This window comes from Flavobacterium sp. AK-301 (genome assembly GCF_058310215.1).
The window spans coordinates 1-1,943 of record NZ_JBZEES010000030.1 but is presented as its reverse complement, the minus strand read 5'-3'; the positions used below and the strand labels follow the sequence as shown (position 1 = coordinate 1,943).

Genomic DNA, 1,943 nt, shown 5'->3' with positions numbered 1-1,943 from the left:
CGATTAGTTTTGTAGGGTGTTATGTACAAAAAGTGCTGAAAGTCGCTAAATATGGGTGGAAGTTATTCTCCCTTTGGAATGCAAGTTCCGAATCGCCATGTATCTAGTAATGAATATCGTTATGGTTTTGGAGGACATGAAAAAGATGATGAAATTAAGGACGAGGGTAACAGTTATGATTTCGGTGGGTATGGCTTAGATGTTCGTACAGGAAGAAGATGGCAAATTGATCCATTAGCGCACCAAGCGCCAGGCTGGTCACCTTATCGAGTATTCTTTAATAATCCTATTTCTTTTATTGATCCTACGGGAATGTTTGAAAATGATCACGAATATGATTATGAAGTAGGAACGGGTAAAACCACTTTAGTGAGTAATAAAGGTGGAGATAAAATAGATTACATTAATGTTAAGATAGACGGTAGGTTAATGTATACCGAAGAGAAGGAAGTACAAAGAACGACTGCGAATGTTCAAACAAATGGAGAAGTTGGAACGTCTTTGATTTCTCGACTTCCTGGTGAAATCCGAACAACTAATACTATTCCTGCAAGTGGTGCTTTAGATGATCCGTCAGCAGAAATATTTGCAAATGTAGCAGGTGGAGCTGTAGCAGGTAGGGTGTTAAATGTTGCTAGTAAAGGCATTGGAGTACTTGCAAATACTGTTAAAATTGCAAGTGCCACTAAGAAAGCAGATAGATTATTAAAAGTGGGAAATGTTTTGGACAAAGGAGGGTTTACAAGTGTTGGTAGAGCATTGCAAAAACATGGAAGTAGAACAGGAAGCATATTTCCAAAAGCGACTGGAAATGCAGCAGCAATAAATTCTCAAGGAGAAACTGTTTTAAAAGGAATACTTACTAATCCGAATGCAACATCTACTATCAGGCATCATGCAAGGTTTGGAAATGTCCTAGAATACAAAATTCCTAATGGGCAAGGAGCTAGGTTTAGTGGAGATGGTAAAACTTTTATAGGATTTTTAGAATAGAAATAAATATGAGCAATTTTAAAATAGAAATAACAAGTGTATCTGACAGAGAAAATCTTGTTGCTGAAATTTGGTATAATGAAACGTTAGTTGTAGAGATAAATCAAGAGAAGGAAGATTTGGAGATAGAAATATATCAATCAGAAAAAAATATATTTTATTTGGAAGAATTTTTAGAGGTTTTGAAAACAGCTAAAAAAAAATTGAGAGAATAATAGAAAACCTGATCGTTTGGAAATACTTTCCATGCGCATAACGAAGATTGATTAACAAAGATTATAAATACGCAAAGAGCCCGCTAAATTTAGCGGGCTCTTTTGTCGTATATGGTAATGATTTTATTTATTAAGTTGTTGTTTTAGATCACTTTTCAGAATAAAAGCGTCAAGTAGTTCCTTAATCGTTTTCTTTTGGTTTTCGGGTAGTTTTTGTGTTTTATTAAAGAGATTAAGTAATTCATTATCGGTAATAATATTATCTGCTTTATTCTGTCCGTATACTAACTGACCCTATCGCTCGGATATGTAGCGTTAAGATAGCACGGAAATGTTTCCGATAGCTCGGATATATAGCGTGAAGACCCTGATCGCTCGGACATGTAACGTATGGATTGCGCGGAAATTTTTTCCGTGCCCTTAGCGAAGAGTCACAAAGAATATTATCAATACTCAAAGAGCCCGCTAAATTTAGCGGGCTCTTTTGTTGTATATGGTAATGATTTTATTTAAGAGCGGTGTTTATTCTAGCTTCAAAGCATTGGATAAGGTTTTCTTAAGTTTGGCATTATATACCGCCATATCAATAATATTAAAAATTGCTTCTTTTTGTTTATCTTCCAATTGCTCCATTAATTGAACTTTTTCTATAATGGATTTATTTAAAGAATCAATATCCTTAAATAGGTTTTCTTCATTAAAAAAATCCTTCATCCCTACACCAAGAGCATTTGC

At 34.7% G+C, this 1,943-nt stretch carries 3 protein-coding genes; 2 read left to right on the top strand and 1 reads right to left on the bottom strand.

The window, feature by feature from the left end:
- Positions 1-51: 51 nt before the first annotated feature.
- Both AC4FQX_RS15060 and AC4FQX_RS15055 read left to right on the top strand, forming a co-directional pair.
- Positions 52-993, top strand: coding sequence for a tRNase toxin domain-containing protein (locus tag AC4FQX_RS15060; protein WP_491168542.1), 942 nt, complete (start codon positions 52-54; stop codon positions 991-993).
- An 8-nt stretch (positions 994-1,001) separates the two neighbouring features.
- The gene (locus tag AC4FQX_RS15055; RefSeq protein WP_491168541.1) at positions 1,002-1,208 is read left to right on the top strand and encodes a hypothetical protein; all 207 of its coding nucleotides are present in this window, start codon (positions 1,002-1,004) and stop codon (positions 1,206-1,208) included.
- A 522-nt stretch (positions 1,209-1,730) separates the two neighbouring features.
- On the opposite strand, the gene AC4FQX_RS15050 is transcribed toward AC4FQX_RS15055, so the two are convergent.
- Positions 1,731-1,943, bottom strand: a 213-nt coding sequence (locus AC4FQX_RS15050) for a hypothetical protein (RefSeq protein ID WP_491168540.1), incomplete at its 5' end; no start/stop codon positions are given.